Below are 15,420 nucleotides of genomic sequence, written 5' to 3' on the forward strand. Positions count from 1 at the left end.
GTCGCGGGGGTCTTTCTTCTGACGTCGACGACTCTACGGCACTTAGTACGTCTTGGTACGTCCTTTCACGTGATAGGTCGTCCTATGCTGGCCTGAGCTGACCTTTTACGCTCCGGGGCATGATAGAGATCGACCGGGAGAGCATCACCCCGATGTACTTGCAGCTTGCGTCCGCCCTGCGCGAGCGCATCCGGCGCGGCGAGATTCCGGTTGGCCGACGCATCCCTTCTCACCACGAGTTGGAACAGGAGACGGGCGGGGTGGTCAGCCGCCGAACCATCAAGTCAGCCATCGAGGCGCTGCAAGCCGAGGGAATCGTTCAAGGAGTTCAGGGCAAGGGCGTGTTCGTCATCGCCATGCCCGCCGACACATCCGAGGGTGACGAGGCCAACGACTGACGAGCAGGTCGCTGGTTCAGGATGCCGGTGGTCCAGCGCCCCGCCCGCGCCGGCCATCATGCCCCCATACCGGACACGAGAGGACCCATGACTCGGCCGACCCTGTATCGGCGGCTGCAGGACCGCCGCGATCGCTAGCGGCGGAGGCTACCAGCCGGGCGCAGTCTGCCCCGTACCCGAGGAGACGAGCACGGGGGCGGAGTGTGGGGTGAATCCGGCAGGGCAGCGTGTCAGCGATTCAGGTCCATGACCCCGACTCCGAGCCTGTCGTAGGCATCCGGCGCGACAGTTGCCACCAGTGCGCCTTCGGGCAGCGTCGCGTTCGGTCGCGCCGCGTGTACGGCTGCCGCGACCCCGAAGGGGACGTTGTCGCGGGACAGTTCGGCCACGGTCACGGCCATGGCGTAGTCGTCATCGAGTAGACAGAGAACGTCCAGCAGTACACCCGCATGCGCGACGACACCCGGGCGCTCGCGCTCGGCCTCCAGGAGGCACAGTACGGGCGCCCACAAGCGGACGTCGTCACTGGCCGCCGCGGCATGGATCAGGCCAGATACCTGCTTGTTGCCGCCCATCGCCAGGAGTGTGGAAGTGTCGAGGACGTAATGTTCGGTCAGGTTCAACGCGACGACTCCGCCTCCGCGAGCGCGGCCCGGTGAGCCGCGGTGGCCTCACGCATCTTGCGCCGCATTTCTGCCGACTCCTCGTCCGTCACATAGTGCCCGAACCGCTCGGCGAGCAGCGCACGGGTGCGGGTGGCCCGCTCGTTGATCTGCTCGGGAGTCAGCATCTGAGCGGCTATCTCCCGCATCAGGGCCCGAACGCTGATCCCGCGCGCCTCCGCCACGGCGGCGAGCTGGTCACGGACTTCTGCGGGCACGCGGATCATGACGTCAGACATGACACAAGTATACGTAACGTATACGCCGAGCGCCGCAGGCCGAGAGTTCCCCGAGGAAAGGAATGTAGGGTCCCACGCTTCGCTGCATACGCCGAGGCTGTGACCTGCGACTTCTCGCGGTGTCTCATGCTGCTTCATCTGCGGTTGTCTCGGCTCGCGGTGCGTCCCCGCCAGGTTTGCTGAGGCCGCTCCGGACGGGCAGATCGCTGACCTGCGGTGTCTCACGGCCCGCTGTCACCCGGGACGGCTGTGCGGTCGGCTGTGTGGGGGGTGCCGTACGGCGGGAAATGCGGAGGTCGTTCTGCCGCCGGACGTTCGACCGCAGCATCACGCTGCGCGGGGGCATCGCCCGGTCCGCGCCTGCATTCCCAAACTCCTGCCGGATGCGCTCTTCGGGGCCCTCGATCCAGGGCCCGTCTTCGACGGTGCCGTCCCTCTGGCCGAGGTGCCGGACGGTTATCGGGCGATGGACGACCGGTCGGTGCTGAAAGTGCGCATCACCGTCAGAGTGCGGGGGTCGGCGGCACGGGTGTGGTTCCTCCCGTGCCGCGTGGCGCCCTCGTGATGTCAGGCGGCGCGCTTCACGTGGCGGACCAGCCACATCAGCAGGGCGTCCAGGTCGGCGGCGGCCGAGAGGACCCGGTCGACCGCCTCGGGGGTGTGCAGCCACTGCTCGCAGCCGAGGGGACGGGCGGCGATCAGCGAACGGTGGCGCAGCAGGTTTGTACGGGAGTGGTCCGTCGGATAGCCGCGCGGGGGGCGTTTCATCACGTCCCCGGAGATGTCGTAGCCCTTCTTCCGCACGTCCTCGACGATGGCGGACAGTTCGCGGCCGCTCCCCTCGGAGGCCACGGCTTTGCGGAACATGTCCACCTGGCCGGGATCGGGGTACCACCAGGCGCCCTGGATCTGCAGGCCATCCAGGGAGAACCGGAGACCGATCTCGATCTTGCGGCCGAGCCGGATCACCGCGCCCTGGTGCTGCCACCACCAGGAGTCGGTGCGGTAGTGCCAGACGGAGAAGTCCTCGTACCGGGGGTCGGTGTCCGCGACCTCGTTGAGCAGGGCGATCATCGGCTGCCGGACCAGGTGTTCGCGGTCCGCGCGGTAGCGCTCGCGGGTCGCGTGGGTCGGTTCGCCCTGGAGCTGCAACAACACGTCCATGGCCTGCTCTGGCCAGCCGGTGAAGTGTCCGCGCATGCGCGCAGGTTAGCTCACCCGTGATCCGCGCGCGCCGAGAGTGAGACGGGAAGGGAGGCGTAGCCCCAGACAAGGTGGGAGGTGCTGCGGCGGGGCTCGCCGGCTGGTTCGACGTGCCGTGCGCGGTGGGCGAGTTCGTCGAGAAGCACGGAGAGTGCAGTCGATATGCAGCGGGCGGTGAGATTGTGCAGCCGAACTTGAGATCCCACAGGAGGTGTAGGGTCTCGGCGCCGATGACATGTCGATCTTCTGTGACCTGGTGGTTCTCTGTTGTCTCACCGCGATGTCACCCAAGATCAGTCTCAGATCGATGCCATTTCCTCGGCGGAACGATGAGTCTGCGGCTGAGCCACCGAGCACGAGGACTACATGTGAGCTCAGATCGCGCACCGATGAGTTTCCCGCGCCGCGCCGGTCTGTACGCGTGAGACCGACTCACGGAAGGCTGGCGCCATGCGGAAACTGATCTACGGCATGAACCTGACCCTGGACGGCTACATCGCCGCGCCCGGCGACGACATCGGCTGGAGCGTGCCGAGCGACGAGCTGTTCCACTTTTGGTCCGACCAGTTGCAGGCGACCGACCTGTCGCTGTACGGGCGCAAGCTGTGGCAGACGATGAGCTCCTACTGGCCGACCGGCGACCAGCAGCCCAACGCCACACCGGCGGAGATCGAGTTCGCGCGCCGCTGGCGGGACATGTCGAAGGTGGTGTTCTCCTCGACGATCGACAAGGTCGACTGGAGCACCCGCCTGGTCACCGACGACGCGGTCGCCGAGATCACCCGGCTCAAGGCCGAGGACGGCGGCCCGATGGACATCGGCGGCGCGACGCTCGCCGGGGCGGCCATGCGGGCCGGGCTGATTGACGAGTACGTGCTGGCCACCGCGCCGGTCCTGGTGGGCGGCGGCACGCCGTTCTTCACCGCGCTGGACAACTGGGTGAACCTGAACCTGGTGGAGACGCGGACGTTTCCCTGCGGCGTGATCCTGACCAGGTACGAGACGAGGCGCTGAGCGCCCGTCCGGGAGTCACGGGCCGTATGTCCGCGGGTGACACCCCCTGAGTGACCCGGACTACCGCCCGAGCCACCCAAACGAGTGAAGCCCCTGAACTGCAAGTCTCATGGCCACTTCATAAGTGCAGCCGATATGAAGCGGAGCATGAGACTGTGCAGCGAAATCTGAGGCCCTACAACACCGTGGACGACCTGTTAGAACGTTCAGCTCGCCCCCCTCGGGAAGGTGACCTCAACCCTTCGGTTCTTCTTCCGTCCCTCCTCCGTGGCGTTCGAGGAGATCGGGTACTGCTCCCCGTAACCGCGCACGTCGAAGGTGACGTTCGGGTCGTTCAGCTCGTCGTCCAGGACGGCCTGTACGGCGTTGGCGCGCTGCCGGGAGAGGACGTCGCCGTGGGCGGAGGACCCGAGGTTGTCGGTGAAGCCGAAGACGCGGATCCTCGTGGCGTTCTGGGTCTTGATCTCCTCGGCGATGGCGCCGATCCTCGCCTTCGACTCGGCGCTCAGCTTGGCGCTGTCCTTGCTGAACAGCACCTCTGCTTGCAGCGCGAACTTCACGTCGGTGTTGGTGTCCTCCCGGCGCTCGTCACCACTCTGGTCCTCCACGACGGACTTGATGTCGAGCACCTTGGCGGAGGCGAGGGTGGCACCTTCGGGGAGTTTGAGATCGGGGTCGTTGGGGTCGACCTGGACGGGGGCCGCGACGGTGGGTTCGGTGCCCGGGGGAACGCTGGGAGAGTCGTCGGCGTGGGCCGATGCGCCGAAGAGATTGGATGCGACCATGACTGAGACCGCGGCGACGACCAACGTGAGGCGCGGAGTCGTCGTGCGAGCGAGGGAGTGGGTCATGGGGCCCTCACCCGGTGATCTTGATCGTGCCGCTGGCGAACGTCGGCAACTGCAAGGTGACTTCAGCAGTGCTCTCGGGAGGAGCAGGGAACTGCATGAACACCGGGAGAGACTGGCCCCCCTCTAGAGTTCCGAGGCCCACGGTCGTGAGCGGTCGTCCGTCCGTGTCCCGCAGGACGTAGTAGCGCTTCTTCCCCTTGGAGTCCACAAGCGTTGCGCCACCGAATGAGGGGCCGTGCTTGATGACCTCGGTTTCGTCACCACTGGTCTGGGCCGGGATGACCACCGACTTGGCCCCGTCGTTCTTCAGGTTGCCGCTGACGGTGACGAAGCCGCCCGAGTCCCTTTCAGCGGACGTGATCTGGAGCAGCAGCCCTTCCGTGCCCTTGAGCTCCGCCATCGGCGCGTCCGACTGTCCCTCCTGAGCGCTCGGCTGGGATCCGTCACCTTTGGAGGCGGACGCCGACTTCTCCGGCTTCTTGTCATCGCCTCCGTCTCCGCCCCCGCCGCAGCCGGCCACACCGCTGGCCAGTCCAGCCGCGACAATCAGCGCGGCCACCCCCCTGCGGGCCTTCGCAGTGAACCGAATGCTCATCGCTCTGCTTCCTTCTCCACTCGTTCTTCGCTTGTCAGTCGGCCAGGTGGACGTCGAAGAGGTCTTCGGGCTTCGGAAGGCTCTTGCTGTCGGCCGGGTCCAGCGTCCACGTCCCGCTGCCCTTGCAGGTGAGCTGGGGCAATACGTCGCTTCCGGCGTCCTGAGCCGGGGGCTTGTCGCAGAGAGGCTCGATGACGGCCCTTGCCTCCGCTGTCGCGAACATGCCTTCCGTGCCAGGGACGATGGAGTCTCCGACGGGCTTGTTGGCCGTGGCGACGACTTTGTAGGCAAGCGGTCCATCGGTGTCGCACAATGCCTTGGCGTCGTTCAGCTCCGCCAACTGATGAGCACGTGGACACGAGTCCGGATCATGGTCCAGCTTGCCGTCGAAGACGTCCTGCCATTTGGCCGGGTCGAGCAGGTCCCTCACCCATTGCCCCGCGAGTTGGTCCCGGGTGTCCTGGGCCGCCGCGAGCGCCGCCGCGTCCGCTGCCGTCTGGGCACCGTTCCGGCTCACCGCGCCTTGGCCGACCGCTAGATAGGCGAATGCAAGAAAGAGCAGGCCCGCCACCACCGTGATGTAGATGGGGAAGGCCTGCCCTGCATCACTGCGCCTGCACGCAGGCATCAGGTGATTTCGTTGATCTTCTGCTGGATCTTGTTGAGGATCGTCTGCCCGATGTTGGTACCGGTGATCGCCAGCACAATCGCCACAACCACCGCGATGATGCCCAGATACTCGACCGCCGTCTGCCCCTGGTCGTCGGCCCGGCGCCGAACCGCCTCGACCGTCGTGTTCTTCCAGCCGTTCACACGGACCTTGGCCGCGACGGCCGTCTTCAGCATCAGGTCGCTCATGGTGTTCCCTTCGGGGGGTCGCCTTACCGGGACCGTAAGCCGAAAGTCCCCGCTCGCCCCAGGGTCCCAGGGCCCAATCCCGGGCCCAGGCAAGGCCCAGCCCCCCGCTCCCCCTCGCCCGCATCACCGCTCACCCCGCCACTTCGCCGTCGCCTCCGTGCGGTTCGTGCTGTGGAGCTTGGCGAAGATGCGGTTGATGTGGTTCTTGACGGTCTTCTCGCTGATGAAGCAGGTGGCGGCGATCTGCTGGTTGGTCATGCCGGATGCGATGAGGTCCATGATCTCCGCCTCCCTCGCGCTGAGTCCGAACGTCGACCGTGCCGATGACGACTGTCCCACAGACGGTTGCAGTTGCGAAAGCGGTTTCGCAAAAGTGGCTGAGTAAGGGGGAATAGAGGGATCATCACCATGTGCACTCGCACTCCCCTGAAGATGAGCCAGCAGCGCCGCCGCCGCCGTCGGCGTGAAGTGCGGCCGACCCCGCCTGATGTCCCGTACGGCGGCCACCAGCTCGTCCACCGTGAACTCGCCGTGGACCAGGTAGCCGCCCGCGCCCCTGCGCAACGCCTCCTGGACGATCTCCGACTCGCGGCTGTAGGTGAGCATCATGACGGGGGCGAGGCGGACCAGGTGTGGGAGTGCCTGGATGCCGTCGACGCCGGGCATGCGGACGTCCAGGAGGACCACGTCGGGGCGGTGGAGGTGGGCGGCCTCGTACGCCTCGCGGCCGTCGGCGGCCTCCGCGACGACCGTGATGTCCTCGCGGCCGGAGAGGAGGGCCGTCAGGCCCGCGCGGACGACGGGGTTGTCGTCCGCGACGACCACCCGCAGGGGGGCGGGCGGCGGAAAGTCCTCGAAGGGGCTCGGTGGGGGTGGCTGAGGCATCGCGCGGCCTCCTCTCGTGTCGTCGTCGTCCGTACGGTCGTCCGTACAGTCGTCCGTACGGTCATACGTGGGGAGCCGCCAGGGACGTCAGTGTCGCCAGCGGAAGTTCCAGGCGGACCTCCGTGCCCCGGGAGTGGGCGCCGAGTCCGACGCGGAGCCGAGCGCCCACGGAGGCGGCCCGTTCGGCCATGCCCACCAGGCCGAAGTGGCCGGTGCGGCGGAGTTCTTCGAGGGTGGTGTCCGGTGGCAGGCCACGGCCGTCGTCGTACACCGTCACCCGCAGACAGTCGCCGTGGACGCCCGCCTCCACCTCGACCCGGGTCGGGGACGCGTGGCGGTGGGCGTTGTCCAGGGCTTCCGCGGTGATGGTGAGGAGGTGGCGGGCCACCACGGGCGGGACCAGCGGGGCGGTCCCTGAACCCGTCGGGCGGTACGTCGCCGCGACACCCGTGCGGGTGCTGAAGTCCGCCGTACGCGCGCACAGTTCCGTCAGTACGTCCGTACCCGCCGTCGGGTCGGGCTCGCGGCGCAGGTCGTCCAGGAGTTCGCGGGACTCGGCGGCGGCGCGGCGGGCGCAGCGGGCGACGAGTTCGGCCTGTTGCCTGATCAGGGCGGGGTCTGGGCGGTCGGCGCCGGCCGAGGCGGCGAGGCCGTCCGCCGCGAGGGCCACGCCGTGCAGGGTCTTGGCGACCGAGTCGTGCATCTCGCGGGCGAGGCGGGCGCGTTCGGCGCCGACCGCCTCCGTCGCCGCGAGGCGGGCGCGGACCTCGGTCAGGGCCTGGGTGGCGGTGCCGAAGCGGAGCATCAGGCCGCGCAGGCTGGAGCCGACCGCGCCGGTGATGACACAGAAGCCGGGCAGGAGGAGGGTCTCCGCGGAGGTGGAGTCCAGGCCCCTGGTCGTGGTGCAGACGAGCAGGAGTATCAGCGACTGGAGGGAGGCGAAGCAGGCCGCTCCGCGCCAGCTGTAGACGATGCCGGCGAGGAGGGGGGTGCAGACGCTGACGTAGGCGAGGGTGGTGTCCGGGCCCGCGGAGATGAGCAGGAGCGAGCCGAAGAGGGTGTCCGCGGCGAGGAGGGCGGGGTGGCGCAGGAGGAGGGGGCCGAAGCGTTCCCAGTCGCGGAACAGGACGTAGGAGCCCATGAAGGTGAGGACCACGGCGGTGGCCACCAGGCGGGTGGGGACGCCGGGGGCGGCGTTGAGGAGGGCGGCGGGGGCGGCCAGGGCGATCATGGCCAGGCGGAAGCCGAAGGCCTGGCGGCACATGGCTTGGAGGGCGTTGACCTGGAGGGGGATGGCGGGGGTGGGTGGTTCCGGTGGGGCGGATGCTGGGGCGCATGCGACGTCGACGGTCGCCGGGATGCCCTCCAGCGCCGCCGGGATACCCTCCACCGCCACAGGGATGCCCTCCAGCGCCGCCGGGATACCCTCCACCGCCACAGGGATGCCCTCCAGCGCCGCCGGGATGTTCTCCGCCTCCGCCGACCGCCCTTCCAACACCCACCCCACCGGCGGCGGCTCCGCCCTCGCCGACAGCTCCGTGCGGTCCTTCGTCGTAGTCATCCCCTCGCCCTCCCCTACTCACCCGTGAGCGTGCCGAAGTCCGTGCCGGAGCCCAGGAGCAGGCCCGCGCCGAGCAGGAGCATGGTGGCCGGGACCATGAAGGTGGTGATCATCATGGTGGCCTTGGGGACCGCGCGGGCGGCCTTGCGACGGGCGTTCTGCGCGTCCGTGCGGCGCATGTCCTTGGCGATGGAGACGAGCGTGTCGACGATCGGCGCGCCCAGTTCCTCGCCCTGCTGGAGTGCTGTGACGAACATGGCGACCTGCTCGGAGTCGTTGCGGCGGCGCAGTTCCGCGAAGGCCTCGCGGCGGCTCATGCCGAGGTCCATCTGGCGGAGCGTGATGCGGAGCTCGTCGGCCCACGGGCCCTCGTAGCGGGAGGCCACCCGGTCGAGTGCCTGCCGGAAGCCGAGGCCCGCGCTGACGACCACCGCGAGGACGTCGAGGAAGTCGGGGAGGGTACGTTCGATGACGTCCTTGCGGATGCGGATCGCCGACCAGATGCCGACCTCCGTCCAGAACGCGCCGAAGGCGAGGAGCAGCAACGCCACGAAGAAGTCGCCGCGCATCAGGAAGACCAGGAAGCCCGTTCCGCCCAGAGCGCCGTACACCGCGCGGCGGGCCGCGTAGCGGTCGATGGTCAGGCCGCCGGGGTTGCCCGCCAGGTCTATCTTGCGGCGGTACCTGGCGACCTGCTTGGGGCCCATGAGCCGCAGTACGGCGGGCGCGTAGCGCATGCCCATGCGGTCGACGACGGAGTCGACGACGCCGGTGCGGGTGGCGCCGACCTCCAGGGCGAGGGCCAGGTCGGAGGGCAGTTTGGCGTCCGCGCGGTACATGCGGATGCCGGCGAAGACGCCCCAGACGCTGAGGCCCATGACGAACGCGAGCAGGAGTCCCACGGCTCCGCCCCCTCTCAGACGTCGATCCGCGACATACGGCGGATGAGGATGAAGCCGACCGCGTACAGCGCGAACGCGATGATCACCGCGCCCTGGCCGAGCGGCGAGCCGGTCATGCGTTCCAGGGCGCCGTCCCTGACGCCGTTCATGAGGAACAGGGAGCCCACGCCCATCACCGGAACGGCGTACGACGTCATGCTGACCTGGGAGAGCTGGGTGCGGATCTCGCGTCGCGTCTCCTTGCGCTCCTCCAGCGTCTCGGTGAGGTTGCGCAGGGCGCCGACCACCTGTCCGCCCGCGCGGTTGGACAGGACCAGGGTGGTGACGAGGACGACCAGTTCGCGGGACGGAAGGCGGTCGGCCAGCTCACCGAGCGCGTCATCCATGGAGTGCCCGATGGTCAACTGGTTGGCGACCCGCGCGAGTTCCTCGCCGGCCGGGGCCTCCAGCTCCTCCGCCGCCATGCCGATCGCGGTGCGCAGGGCGAGGCCGGCCTGGGTGGCGTTGGCCAGGATGCGGGCGAGTTCGGGGAGTTGGTTGATGAACCGCTCGATGCGTTTCTGGCGCTGCCAGTTGAGGAACTGCACGGCCGCCCAGATGCCGAGCAGCCCCGCGATGGGGCCGAAGAAGGGCGCCAGGGCGGCCTGGCCGATCAGCCACAGGCCGGCCACCGCCGCCAGCATGCAGGCGAAGAACTCGCCCGGGGTGATGTCGAGGCCGGTCGCCGCCAGCCTCAGCTCCAGCGACCGGCCGAGGCGCGTACCGCGCAGCCGTCGGTCCAGGTTGCGGAAGCGGCGTCGGCGGCCGGTGCCCGAGAGCTGTCCGGTGGCGGCGAGGCGGTCGACGAGGGCCGCCTGCTGCGCCCGGCCCCTCGCGTAGAGGTGCAGGCCCACGACGGCGAGGGTGCAGGTCAGCAGTGTGACGCCGGTGGTGAGGGTGACGAGGGTCTGGAGGTCCATGGGCTGTCCTGCCTACCTGGCTTCTCGGGTGGCCAGCTGGTCCACCGTGTGGGCGACGCCGAAGGCCTGAGGGATGGGCTGGCTCGCCATGTAGAGGCGGTCGGCGGTGCGGCGTGGGAGGGGGAAGTACTGGAAGGCGCCGTAGACACGGCCGTCCGAGGTCATGGGCCGGGCGTCGAAGCGGGCCACGGTGGCCAGCCGGTACGGCTCCCCGCCGTGGCTGTCGAGCACCGCGATCTCGGTGATGCGGCGGGCGCCGTCGGCGAACCGGGTGAGCTGCACGATGACGTCGACGGCACTGTTGATCTGGTCGTGCAGCGCCACGAACGGCACCGCCACGTCGGACATCGACGCCAGCGTCTGCAGTCGCGTCAGCGCGTCCTCGGCGCTGTTGGCGTGCACGGTGGCGAGGGAGCCGTCGTGGCCGGTGGACATCGCCTGGAGCATGTCGAGGGACTCGCCGCCGCGGACCTCACCGACGACGATCCGGTCGGGCCGCATACGCAGCGAGTTGCGCACCAGGTCGCGGATGGTGACCTGGCCCTGCCCCTCGACGTTCGGGGGCCGTGACTCCAGGCGGATCACATGCGCCTGCTGGAGCTGGAGTTCCGCCGAGTCCTCGATGGTGATGATGCGTTCGCCGTTGGGGATCAGACCGGAGAGGGCGTTGAGGAGGGTCGTCTTGCCGGTGCCGGTCGCGCCCGACACGATGACGTTGAACTTCGCCTGCACCAGCCCCGCCAGCAGCAACAGCATGTGGTCGTCGAGCGAGCCGAAGCCGATCAGCTCGTGCAGCGTGAAGGAGCGCGGGAAGCGGCGGATGGTGAGGATCGGGCCGGTCAGCGAAAGCGGCGGGATGATGACGTTGACGCGCTCGCCGGAGGGCAGGCGGGCGTCGACCATCGGGTTCGACTCGTCCACGCGGCGGTTGACCGTCGAGACGATGCGCTCGATGGTCTGCATCAGCTGGTCGTTCGAGGCGAAGCGGAGCGGCAACTGCTCGACGCGTCCCGCCCGTTCGACGAAGATCGCGTCGGGCCCGTTCACCATGATCTCGGTGATCGACGCGTCCTCCAGCAAGGGCTCCAGGATGCCGAGGCCCAGCGCCTCGTCGACCACCCGGCGGATCAGCTGGGAGCGCTCCACCGTCGACAGGACCGGCCCCTCCCGGCTGATGATGTGCCCCAGCACCCGCTCCAGGCGCGCCCTGCGCTCGGCGGCCGCGAGCGAACTCATCTCCGCGAGGTCGATCTCCTCCAGGAGCTTGGCCCGGTAGGAGGCGACCAGATGGCCGTCCTCACCCCGGCTGCCGTGCTCCTCGGGGGAGTTGATGCGTGCCCGCAGGCTCATGGGTCCGGTGCTCCTCGTCGCTCGTCGCTCAGTGGTCGATCGGCATCGTGGCGGTCTTCACGGCGGGGTCGAAGTCCCAGATGAGGACGACGGACGGGATCTCGACCGTGGCAGTGACGGTCACCTCGTCGCCGCTGCGGGCCGGGACGCAGTTCGTCCCGTCGGCGAGCCAGTCACTGACGGCCTCCTGGCAGCCCTGCGGTGCACTGTCCCCGAGCGAGGCTGCCCGCGCCCCCGCCCGCGCCGCCGTACCGGCCTGCTGGGCGGCGTACGCGATGATGCCCAGCTGGATCCCGGCCAGGGCGACGAGGATGAGGATGGGTACAAACCCGAGGTACTCGATGGCGACTTGTCCCCGGTCCCGCCGCCCCCGCCGAGGGCGCCCCGCACGCTCGTACGACATGTCAGTGCTTCGCCTCCTCCACGGCGCCGGCGTGGCCCTCCGCCTTGAACGGGAAGGAGATGCTGCCCGGGAAGAGGACCGGGACCTCGACGGTCACGCTGGCATGCACATAGCCGGTCCCGCCGCAGTCCTCGACCGTCCCCTTCCACGATCCCGACAGGTGCTTCTCTCCCGCCTCCTGGCACGCTGCCAACCGCGCACCACCTGGCGACACCGCCGTCCCCGCCCGTACCGCCTCGTCCGCAGCATTCCCCGCGAGCGTGTAGGCGTACCCCACGAGCACGCACTGCCACACCAGCACCAGGGTCACGATGATCACCGGTGTCATGCCGAGGAACTCGATGGTGACCTGCCCCCGGTCCCGGTGGAGCCGCCCTCTCAAGGCCATGGTCATCCCCCTCCGTCCCTGCGCCGCCGGAAGCCGACCGACCCCCGGCTGCCGCGGTGGCCGCTCTCGTTGGCCTTGACGAGGCCGAGTTCGCCGGCGAGGCCCCACAGGGCCTGTTTCACCGTGCTCTTGTTGTCGAGGGCGTGGATGCGGCCGGCGTCGACGGCGCCCTGGAGTTCCTTGAAGTTGGCGGGGATCGCGGTCGAGGCGATCGCGGTGCCGGTGATCTTCTGGATGAGGGCGGGCTGGATCTCCGTACCGCGGGTGTGGCGGTTGACGACGATTGTTGTCTCCTCCGCCTTGCGGATCTGGAGGCGGTCCCACATGCGGACGATGCGTTTGGCGCCGCGGACCGCGAGCACGTCCGGGGTGGTGACGAGCAGGGCCGTGTCGGCCATCTCGACGGCGGCGGCGCCGGCGCCGCCGAGCTGGGCGCCGCAGTCGACGACGACGACCTCGTAGCGGGAGCGCAGGGCGCTGACGATCTGGCGGGCGGCGCGGTCGGTGACCTCCTCGCCGCGTTCGCCCTCGCCGGGGGCGAGCAGCAGGGCGAGCCCGGTGTCGTGGCGGAAGACGGCGTCGGCGAGGACGCGCGGCGAGATGTCGGTGATGGTGGCGAGGTCGACGACGGAGCGGCGGAACTGGACGTCCAGGTAGGAGGCGATGTCACCGGTCTGGAGGTCCATGTCGAGCAGGGCCGCGTTGCGGCCGGACGCCTGGGCGGCCAGGGCGAGTTGGATGGCGGTGAGGGTGGTGCCGACGCCTCCCTTGGCGCCGCTGACCGTGACGACGGTGCCGCCGACGCCGGTGAACACGTCGCCGCCGTGCCCGAGATGGCGTCTTACGCCCACCGACCACTGGGCGACGGCCTGGACGCGGTGGGCGAGTTCCTCGTAGCTGAGCGGCTGCGCGACCAGGCCGCGGGCGCCGGAGTCCATGGCGGCGGAGAAGAGGTTGGGGCTGGCGTCGGTGGTGATGAGGATGACGCCGACGGCCGGGAAGCGCAGGGCGACCTCGCGGATGAGTTCGAGGGCGGGGACGGGCCCGATCCGCTCGTGGACGACGACGACCTCGGGCAGTTCGTCGACCGACTCGGCGGCGAGGCGGGCGAGGGTGTCGATGAGCTGGGTGGAGTCGGCCACCGGGGCCACCGGTTCGGCGTCCGGGAGCTGGCTGAGCAGGGTCGTGACGGAGCGGACGGCGTCCGGGTCGCCGACTGCCGGGAGGATCCTCGTGGGCATGGCGGCCTCTCACTTGTCCTTCGTGAGTTCGTACGTACGGTCCTTGTCCGGCACCGTGCTGTCGCCGCCGGGCGCCACCAGCGCGAGCCGCACCCGCTTGGCGAACGACTCGGCGTACGTGATGCGCTGGGCATCGAGGGAGGAGAGCGCGAAGGTGATCGGGACGGCGTCCGTGGGTTCCCGGGTGCGGTCCTCCGGGTCGGGTTCGAGGGCCTTCAGATCGCCCACGTCCAGGACTTTGGCGTTTGTTACGATGATCTTGGACTGAGCGGGGTCACCCTCCCGCTCACCCTCGAAGGTGGCGTACACGTTGACCGTGGAGCCCGGCGTGATCTTGCCGGCGACACCGGTCGCCGCATCGATCATGATGGCGACCTCCTGCTGCCCGGGCTGCAGGGCGGGTTGGTCCACCATCATGTCGCTCTGCAGCAATGAGCCCTTTTTCAGCGTCGTCACGGCGATCTTCCCGCGGATGTCGGCGAGGTCCGTGACCGCGTTGGCGGACAGCCAGCGCTCGGGCATCTCTATCTTCTCGAACTGACCCGTGGTGAGGGCGGTGTAGGGCGGCACGTTGTTCTTCAGCTGGTACGCGGTGACCTCGGGGCCGACCTTGGACTTCACGTCGCTGATGACGGAGAGCACGCCGACGAAGGCGCCGATGGCGCACAACACCGACAGGAGCAGGAGAATCACGCCGCGGCGCTGACGGGAGTTCATGAACCGTGCAACCTCGTTGGGGGTCGGGTCGAGCGGGCGGGGGGTTGGGGAGACCGGTCGAGGGTTCAGCCGACGGCGGCCTGATCCCCGTACAGCTGGATTTCGTACCCAGGTGACGCGCTCTCGTACACGGGCGGGGTCGCGGAGCAGAACACGCAGCGGTCCCCTATCACGTCGACACCGCACCAGTGGCAGACGGTCTGCCGCACGGACGTGACCAGTTGGTAGAGCACAGACAGATCGGGCAGGTAGGCGCAGAACTCGATCAGCTTGCCGGTCCCCCACCACTCGGCGGACTCGGCGGGCAGCGGCACCTCGCGCAGCCCCTGCGCGTGCCAGGCGGGGGCGAGTGTGGCGGTGACCCAGTCGGACTGGAGCTGCCCCTTGCCGACCAGCAGCGAGGTGTCGAAGTCGGGCCCGGCGAGGCGTGCTTCGGGCCCGATCTTCACCAACTGGGGCTGTGGATGGGCGACCACGCCGAACTGGCTGCCCGGGACCCATGACCTGGCATGGGACTTCAGGTTCACCGGCACGCGGTCGAGGCGGGCGACGGAGCCGAGCAGCGCGCCGGCGTGGATGTAGTGGGTCAGCAGCCGCCCGGCCGAGGCGAGCACACCCGGGCTGAGGTCGCAGGAGGCGAGTTGCCGCAGCTGCCGTACGAGGACCGCGAGTCCGAGGGGAGGCAGCTCCGGCCGGAAGAGAGCGATCCGATCGCTCTCGAGCAGCGACCGCACGGTGTACAACCGCCGCTCCAGCGCGGCCGGAACGGCCCCCGAGTACGCGACGACCACATACCCGTGCTGCTCGATGGCGGCCTGCAGCACGCCCACCGCCCGGTCGAGCGGCATGCTTGCGAAGTCGTTCAGGACGACGGCGGGCAGGGTCCGCTCGTCCTGCGGCGGCAGCGCCATGTCGGCACTGGTCACGGCAATGGCAGTTGGCACGCGCAGCTCCCCTATCCCCGCCCCTCGGCGCACCCGGTGTTACTCCGGCGCACCGAGGTGACTTCATTGCGTGACTACCTCAGCACTGTATCCACGCGCCTGTGGACGGAGAACAGCGTTTGCGCAGCCGGTAGGCAACTGACATCACACAAGTCGCGGCAAAACGGGGCAGGTTGCACACACGAAGTCTCCACAACCCTCGCCCTTGACACTTCGATTGGTCTGGACCAAATTCTGGTCTGTACCAATC

19 protein-coding genes are annotated in these 15,420 nt (G+C 69.1%); 2 read left to right on the forward strand and 17 right to left on the reverse strand.

Going from position 1 to position 15,420, the window contains the following annotated elements; translation table 11 throughout:
* The first annotated feature begins 119 nt into the window (after positions 1-119).
* Positions 120-398, forward strand: a complete 279-nt coding sequence (locus ACFYWX_RS05880; RefSeq protein ID WP_389422729.1) for a GntR family transcriptional regulator — start codon at positions 120-122, stop codon at positions 396-398.
* A gap of 230 nt (positions 399-628) precedes the next feature.
* On the opposite strand, the gene ACFYWX_RS05885 is transcribed toward ACFYWX_RS05880, so the two are convergent.
* The 3 genes from ACFYWX_RS05885 to ACFYWX_RS05895 form a co-directional block, all read right to left on the reverse strand.
* Positions 629-1,021 carry a hypothetical protein gene (locus ACFYWX_RS05885; protein ID WP_389422730.1) on the reverse strand — a complete coding sequence of 131 codons (393 nt, stop codon included), beginning with the start codon at positions 1,019-1,021 and terminating at the stop codon, positions 629-631.
* Complete coding sequence (locus ACFYWX_RS05890; RefSeq protein WP_389422731.1) at positions 1,018-1,299, reverse strand: Arc family DNA-binding protein; 282 nt, start codon at positions 1,297-1,299, stop codon at positions 1,018-1,020. Before ACFYWX_RS05890 ends, ACFYWX_RS05885 begins: the two co-directional genes overlap by 4 nt.
* A gap of 567 nt (positions 1,300-1,866) precedes the next feature.
* The gene (locus ACFYWX_RS05895) at positions 1,867-2,499 is read right to left on the reverse strand and encodes a DUF2461 family protein (RefSeq protein WP_389422732.1); all 633 of its coding nucleotides are present in this window, start codon (positions 2,497-2,499) and stop codon (positions 1,867-1,869) included.
* Positions 2,500-2,952: 453 nt separating this feature from the next.
* Between ACFYWX_RS05895 and ACFYWX_RS05900 the strand changes: the two genes are divergently transcribed.
* Entirely contained in the window at positions 2,953-3,516 is a 564-nt protein-coding gene (locus ACFYWX_RS05900; protein ID WP_389422733.1) for a dihydrofolate reductase family protein, read from the forward strand.
* A gap of 206 nt (positions 3,517-3,722) precedes the next feature.
* Here ACFYWX_RS05900 and ACFYWX_RS05905 read toward each other — a convergent pair whose 3' ends face one another.
* The 14 genes from ACFYWX_RS05905 to ACFYWX_RS05970 form a co-directional block, all read right to left on the reverse strand.
* Positions 3,723-4,367 (reverse strand): OmpA family protein, encoded by a 645-nt coding sequence (locus ACFYWX_RS05905; protein ID WP_389422734.1) that lies wholly within the window; start codon positions 4,365-4,367, stop codon positions 3,723-3,725.
* Between the two features lie 7 nt (positions 4,368-4,374).
* On the reverse strand, positions 4,375-4,962 hold the full coding sequence (locus ACFYWX_RS05910; protein WP_389422735.1) for a hypothetical protein: 588 nt from the start codon (positions 4,960-4,962) through the stop codon (positions 4,375-4,377).
* A 34-nt stretch (positions 4,963-4,996) separates the two neighbouring features.
* The gene (locus tag ACFYWX_RS05915; RefSeq protein ID WP_389422736.1) at positions 4,997-5,590 is read right to left on the reverse strand and encodes a pilus assembly protein TadG-related protein; all 594 of its coding nucleotides are present in this window, start codon (positions 5,588-5,590) and stop codon (positions 4,997-4,999) included.
* Entirely contained in the window at positions 5,590-5,820 is a 231-nt protein-coding gene (locus ACFYWX_RS05920; protein WP_389422737.1) for a Flp family type IVb pilin, read from the reverse strand. Before ACFYWX_RS05920 ends, ACFYWX_RS05915 begins: the two co-directional genes overlap by 1 nt.
* A 123-nt stretch (positions 5,821-5,943) precedes the next feature.
* Positions 5,944-6,705 (reverse strand): response regulator, encoded by a 762-nt coding sequence (locus ACFYWX_RS05925; RefSeq protein ID WP_389422738.1) that lies wholly within the window; start codon positions 6,703-6,705, stop codon positions 5,944-5,946.
* A 61-nt stretch (positions 6,706-6,766) separates the two neighbouring features.
* The gene (locus tag ACFYWX_RS05930; protein WP_389422739.1) at positions 6,767-8,266 is read right to left on the reverse strand and encodes a sensor histidine kinase; all 1,500 of its coding nucleotides are present in this window, start codon (positions 8,264-8,266) and stop codon (positions 6,767-6,769) included.
* A 14-nt stretch (positions 8,267-8,280) separates the two neighbouring features.
* On the reverse strand, positions 8,281-9,168 hold the full coding sequence (locus tag ACFYWX_RS05935; protein WP_389422740.1) for a DUF5936 domain-containing protein: 888 nt from the start codon (positions 9,166-9,168) through the stop codon (positions 8,281-8,283).
* Positions 9,169-9,182: 14 nt separating this feature from the next.
* Positions 9,183-10,127: a type II secretion system F family protein gene (locus ACFYWX_RS05940; RefSeq protein WP_389422741.1), complete on the reverse strand. Its 945-nt coding sequence runs from the start codon at positions 10,125-10,127 to the stop codon at positions 9,183-9,185.
* Positions 10,128-10,139: 12 nt separating this feature from the next.
* Positions 10,140-11,477, reverse strand: a complete 1,338-nt coding sequence (locus ACFYWX_RS05945) for a CpaF family protein (protein ID WP_389422742.1) — start codon at positions 11,475-11,477, stop codon at positions 10,140-10,142.
* Positions 11,478-11,505: 28 nt separating this feature from the next.
* On the reverse strand, positions 11,506-11,880 hold the full coding sequence (locus ACFYWX_RS05950) for a TadE/TadG family type IV pilus assembly protein (protein WP_389422743.1): 375 nt from the start codon (positions 11,878-11,880) through the stop codon (positions 11,506-11,508).
* 1 nt (position 11,881) lies between these two features.
* On the reverse strand, positions 11,882-12,268 hold the full coding sequence (locus ACFYWX_RS05955) for a TadE/TadG family type IV pilus assembly protein (protein ID WP_389422744.1): 387 nt from the start codon (positions 12,266-12,268) through the stop codon (positions 11,882-11,884).
* A 2-nt stretch (positions 12,269-12,270) separates the two neighbouring features.
* Entirely contained in the window at positions 12,271-13,509 is a 1,239-nt protein-coding gene (locus ACFYWX_RS05960) for a CpaE family protein (RefSeq protein WP_389422745.1), read from the reverse strand.
* A 9-nt stretch (positions 13,510-13,518) separates the two neighbouring features.
* On the reverse strand, positions 13,519-14,226 hold the full coding sequence (cpaB, locus tag ACFYWX_RS05965; RefSeq protein WP_389422746.1) for a Flp pilus assembly protein CpaB: 708 nt from the start codon (positions 14,224-14,226) through the stop codon (positions 13,519-13,521).
* Positions 14,227-14,291: 65 nt separating this feature from the next.
* Positions 14,292-15,137 (reverse strand): hypothetical protein, encoded by an 846-nt coding sequence (locus ACFYWX_RS05970; RefSeq protein WP_389423056.1) that lies wholly within the window; start codon positions 15,135-15,137, stop codon positions 14,292-14,294.
* Positions 15,138-15,420: the final 283 nt, after the last annotated feature.

Origin of the sequence: Streptomyces sp. NPDC002888, assembly GCF_042888465.1 — a bacterium.
In the GTDB taxonomy this organism is placed as follows: Bacteria; Actinomycetota; Actinomycetes; order Streptomycetales; family Streptomycetaceae; genus Streptomyces.